Here is a 4,499-nt window from a genome sequence, read left to right on the forward strand (position 1 = left end):
GAGGAAGCAGTCAAGGAGGCGGTAGAGGATGACCTTGTCATCCCCGTCATCGATCGAACCGACGATTGGAGCGGCGGTTACATGCCTGCGGCCGCTTCCCAGACTTCCACACTTGCAGACGGCCTGCGCGCGCCAAGTGACTCGTTGACGCCGTCATCGCGTACCTTCGGCGGCGGCGAGCCGATCTTGTCCGGTCCGTATGACCCGTCGAAGCAGGAAGCGCTTCTAAAGGCTGCGCGATCCGCCGGAGCGAGCGCGGTCGGGGGCGGTGACGACGGCCGTAATGGTGGCTTCGATTGGCTCGGCGTGGCAGAGGCGGCGGCAGGTGCGCTGCTTGGAGGCACGGCATCCGACGCTGACAGGGGCGGCGAGCCGATGTTCAAGAGCTTCACCGATGGCGATGGCGGCTCGTTGCTCGGCGATGCGCAGCCGTTCGAGTACGTGCCGAACGATCTGAGCGGCGATGTAATGGACCTTGCCGCCAGCACGCAAAACCCCGGCTATGCGGCTCAGATGCTCGGGTACGATCGAAAGACATTTGGAAATATGATTCATGTCATGAAGGATGCCAATGATCTTGGCGGCGCGGATAACGTTGTCTGGCACGACGATGGAAGCGTGTATTTCCGAGAGATCTGGATCGACAACATGCACAACTATGCACCTTGAAACAACGAATATGACCATCGAATCATCGCTTGCCTATGCTTCGTTCACCATTTATCAAGACGTCGAGCGGCCTGAATTCTGGACGACCTACTTCGGCGTAACGCCTGATCGCGCGGGCGTGAAAGGAGAGCCGAGAATCATGCCTTCCGGGCGCACCGCCGCAACGCCTTGGCGACTTGGGCAATGGAGCGTTACCAGTGAGTCAGCGGTTCAGAGTGATCGGTTGGAGCCGCACTTGCGTTATTTGCTGAACTTGCTGGACTTGCCCCGCGCGGACCTTCCTGCTCTTGCAGAGCGAACGCACGCAAAGATGCGGTTCTTCTGCTACTGGGATAACTACGAAGGGAATCGTGTGCCCGATATCCCGGAGGACATTCGAAAAGTCGCCGATGCAATGGGCGTAGAGATCGAGATTGACGAATACCGTTGACCGGATGAACACGGCGGCGCGCGTACGTGTCACAAGCCGAGCAGGCGCCGCGCCGCCGCGATGAATGCCGCTTCACGAGCGTCCTCGACGCGCATCAGCTCGTCTATCAGGCGATCGCGCGTGGCGCTCGTCATTCGCTTGCCTGACCGCAAACGCCTCTCGACCTTCCCTTGCTTGCGCCACATGCGGCCCATCAAATCTTCAGACTGTGACGGATAAGCGAGCCGGAAACACTTCCGGCAAGCGACTTGTCGCGAGAGATACAGCGGTGCGACGCGCTGCCGACAGTTCGGACACGCGAGCCAGACGCGGTCGCCGCCGTAGTTGCAGGGCGTCTCCAGCAGCTCGACGCGCTGCTCGACAGGCGTTCCGTTGATCGAATATTCGACGGTAAGCGCGCGCTCGTGCGTGCGAACGTCGATTCGTGCCGTTGGCTTGCCGTCCTCGTCGGTCCACTGCCAGCCGAACCGAAGCCCCGGACGTAGCAGGTCTTCCCGTCTCAGCCGTCGCGCGTCGAGCGAATGAAGCTGGCCCGTCTGCGACTTTGTTCGCGGTCGCCCCGCGTTGATCCTCATTCCACCGCGCATGTACGTCTCCACAGAATACGAAATCATTAACCGGAGCTCACACGAACCGGTGCCCCGATTCGGCGCTTGGCTTCATCTGGCAAGGCTCGGCGCGTTGTTTGCGAATAACGCGTAATTCCGCTCGAATTCCAACGCACCGAGCCATGTTCATCAGCGGCGCGCGCCTGAGCATTTCTTAGCTTGTCGAGCTTCCGAGGCGATGGGCGACGGGGGCGAGATTGATGAGTATCAGTGGGCGAGCGTGCGACGGTTTCTTTCCGCCGTCGCCCCTTTTTATAGACGGTAAAAACTCGGCGCAACGGCAGGGTTTCGCGGATCAAGTGGCAACGTTGCCACTTGATCCGGTACTAACTTTCAATAACACTCTTCGGCTGTTACACGCGCTGTTACAGCCGTTCCGTTACACCTTGCCGCACGTCTCGGCCTCCGAGATCTGCCGCCGGAGCGCCGCCGCGCGCGACTGCGAGCAGCCGAGAAAGCGCCGGATATCGGTCACCGTGCCGCGCAGCAGTCCTGCCGCTATTGCTGCCTGCACGCTCGCTGCGTCCTCGGCGCGGCCATCCTTCACATGCTCCGCCGTCGCCGTGGCCGGCGCGGTTCCATGCGTGACTGGCGCCAGTACCGACACAGTAACGGGCGCAGTCACGGCCTCCGGTAACGAGTCACGCGCCGTAACTGTCGCGCGCGGACTTATCGCCAACAGCCAACAGAAGCACGCCACGCCCTCCAGCACCGCCGCGAACAACAGACCGGAGAGCAGATCCACGCGCGCCACAGGAACGCCGAGCAGAGCCGCTACGCGCGTTGTAGCTGGATCGGCGCGCGCTGCCTCGCGTTCGGCTTGCTTGCGGTCCTCCAGCGCCGCCGTGCGATCGTCCGTGACCTGCTGCCGCCGAACCTCGCCGGCCTCCGCGTCGAGCGCTTCTAGCCGCGCCGACAATACGCGCTGCCGTGCGGCCGTTTTCACGGTAACGAGTTGCGCGACGACCGCCGCGCGCTCCGCGGTCACGCGAGTCAGGGAGCGGCCGGCCGTCGGCGTCGTGAGGGTCGACGCATCGGGCAGCGGCGCGGCGCGCAGCTCGCCCGCGTGTTGTTGCGCGAATAGGAAGAACGTCGCGTGACCGTAGCAGGCGGACAGCGTGCAGCCGATCCACAGCGCCGCGCCCACGCACCGTAGCGGCCAGCGCGCGCCACGGCAGAGCGCGGGCAACAGGTGCGCCGCAACCACCAGCACCACGCCGAGCACGATCCACAGCGCGCGCTCGGCTGGCCAGCCGCCGCGTTGCCAGCCGGCGGCGATCGACAGGCACGCCGCCGTGATGGTCGCCGCGAGCGCGAGCAGGGCGGCGGCTCTCCGCAAGGACGGGGAGCATGCCCTGGTCATCGGCGCACCTTTCCGGCGCGGACGGGCGTCGAACGGCTGCCTCCGACCGGATAGCCGCGGTTCGTCAGTTCGTCGCCCGCACGCCATGACCGGCGACGCATCAGGAACCGCGCTTCGGCCTCCGCGTTCAGCTCGCGCACGCGCTCACCGAAGTACGCCAGATTCGGCAACAGGTCGGACAGCGGGCCGCGCATCGCGCGCGAAAGAATTTCGTCGCGGTAGGCGGGTATCCAGTCCTCCCAGTCCGCCAAGTCCTCGATTGCTTCGGCCAGCTCGGCGCGCATCCGCACCACGTCAGCAGATGACAGATACGGCCCCCACGGGAGATACGCGCCGCCGTCCGGGTCGATCAGCGCGCCGCCCGCCGCATTCAGGATCGCCATGATCTCTTCCTTGTTCTCGGCGATTTCCGGCTTGATGGCCGCGAGCGCTGCGGCGGGGCCGCGCATTTTCACTCGATCACCTTCAACACGCAGACGAACGCCGAGCGCCTGCGCCTTGCTCAACACGTCGGCTACGGTCATACGTCCTCCTCTTCGTCGTCGGTCACGCTCTTTCCCCTCTCGCCCCTTTTCTCGCTTCTATCCGAAACATCGAAACAAGCCTTATCTGGCAAGGGTTCCAGCGTTTCGGATGGCCTTTCGGTAGCGAAACGTTTCGGATCATGCGAAACACCGAAACCCGCGCCCGCATTGGGTTGTTTCGATGTTTCGCTTGGAGCGGGGGGAGCAGCCGGAGAGGACAAATACCGGTTGAACGCGTCGTCGACCTGACTGCGCAAGAATCCCTTTTTCGATTCGTACCCTATGCGGATCTGCGCGCTCTTGATGTCGTACTCGCTCAAGCGGCTGGACAGTTGCTTGAGCGTCATCGGTCGTCCGCCGCGCCACGTCGCCCAGCGTTTTTCCTCGTCGGACAGTAGCGCGTTCAGCAGATCGGCCGAGAAAATGCGTTGCGCGTTCTGCGTTTCGAACACCTCATGGATATCCGTCAGCAGCTCGGTTCCGGTGCTTTGCGACGCCTCAGCTTCGCCCGACAGCGCGAGCGCCGCACGTCGCGCCGTTTCCGGCCACACACCGCCGACCGTCTCCGCAATCTGAAGCAGCGGCTCCCAGTTGTCCGCCGCCCGGTCGTGCAGCGCGGCGGGTAGCTCCGGGCGCGCGGTTCTCACGGCGTCCCCGTTGTCCTCCGACCAGCGCGCGAGCATTGCGGCCAGTTGTTCGAACAGACCCGGCTCCGCATGGCGCAGCTTGTCCACCTGTTCATGCGGCAGCTTGCGGCGCAGCTCCAGCGCGATCGACCGGTCCATCAGCGTATCGGCAAGATGACCGATACCCGCTATGGCTTTCGCACCCCACACAAAAAAGCGCTTCGGTGTGTGATCGTCGCCGACCGTGCGAATGACGTAAGCGCTGTCGCGCGTGTGGCC

At 63.8% G+C, this 4,499-nt stretch carries 5 protein-coding genes and 1 pseudogene; 2 read left to right on the plus strand and 4 right to left on the minus strand.

From position 1 onward, the window contains the following. A pseudogene (locus AWB75_RS39110) lies at positions 1 to 669 on the plus strand (hypothetical protein); the annotation flags it as partial. A 10-nt stretch (positions 670 to 679) separates the two neighbouring features. Further along, positions 680 to 1,099 carry a DUF4279 domain-containing protein gene (locus tag AWB75_RS36075; protein WP_235012431.1) on the plus strand — a complete coding sequence of 140 codons (420 nt, stop codon included), beginning with the start codon at positions 680 to 682 and terminating at the stop codon, positions 1,097 to 1,099. 29 nt (positions 1,100 to 1,128) lie between these two features. On the opposite strand, the gene AWB75_RS36080 is transcribed toward AWB75_RS36075, so the two are convergent. From AWB75_RS36080 to AWB75_RS36095, 4 genes are all read right to left on the minus strand, one after another. Then, positions 1,129 to 1,686, minus strand: a complete 558-nt coding sequence (locus AWB75_RS36080) for a hypothetical protein (protein ID WP_143746675.1) — start codon at positions 1,684 to 1,686, stop codon at positions 1,129 to 1,131. A gap of 400 nt (positions 1,687 to 2,086) precedes the next feature. Continuing rightward, positions 2,087 to 3,070, minus strand: coding sequence for a hypothetical protein (locus AWB75_RS36085; protein WP_087087199.1), 984 nt, complete (start codon positions 3,068 to 3,070; stop codon positions 2,087 to 2,089). After that, positions 3,067 to 3,579 (minus strand): TubC N-terminal docking domain-related protein, encoded by a 513-nt coding sequence (locus AWB75_RS36090; RefSeq protein WP_235012433.1) that lies wholly within the window; start codon positions 3,577 to 3,579, stop codon positions 3,067 to 3,069. Before AWB75_RS36090 ends, AWB75_RS36085 begins: the two co-directional genes overlap by 4 nt. Positions 3,580 to 3,590: 11 nt before the next feature. Then, on the minus strand, positions 3,591 to 4,499 hold a 909-nt coding region (locus AWB75_RS36095), incomplete at its 5' end, for a DUF3631 domain-containing protein (RefSeq protein ID WP_143746677.1).

This window comes from Caballeronia catudaia (assembly GCF_001544755.2).
In the GTDB taxonomy this organism is placed as follows: Bacteria; Pseudomonadota; Gammaproteobacteria; order Burkholderiales; family Burkholderiaceae; genus Caballeronia; species Caballeronia catudaia.

Excerpts from the sequence above, each read along its gene's own strand:
- AWB75_RS36075 (WP_235012431.1), top strand. The coding sequence starts at position 680 with ATGACCATCGAATCATCGCTTGCCTATGCTTCGTTCACCATTTATCAA.
- AWB75_RS36080 (WP_143746675.1), bottom strand. The coding sequence starts at position 1,686 with ATGCGCGGTGGAATGAGGATCAACGCGGGGCGACCGCGAACAAAGTCG.
- AWB75_RS36085 (WP_087087199.1), bottom strand. The coding sequence starts at position 3,070 with ATGACCAGGGCATGCTCCCCGTCCTTGCGGAGAGCCGCCGCCCTGCTC.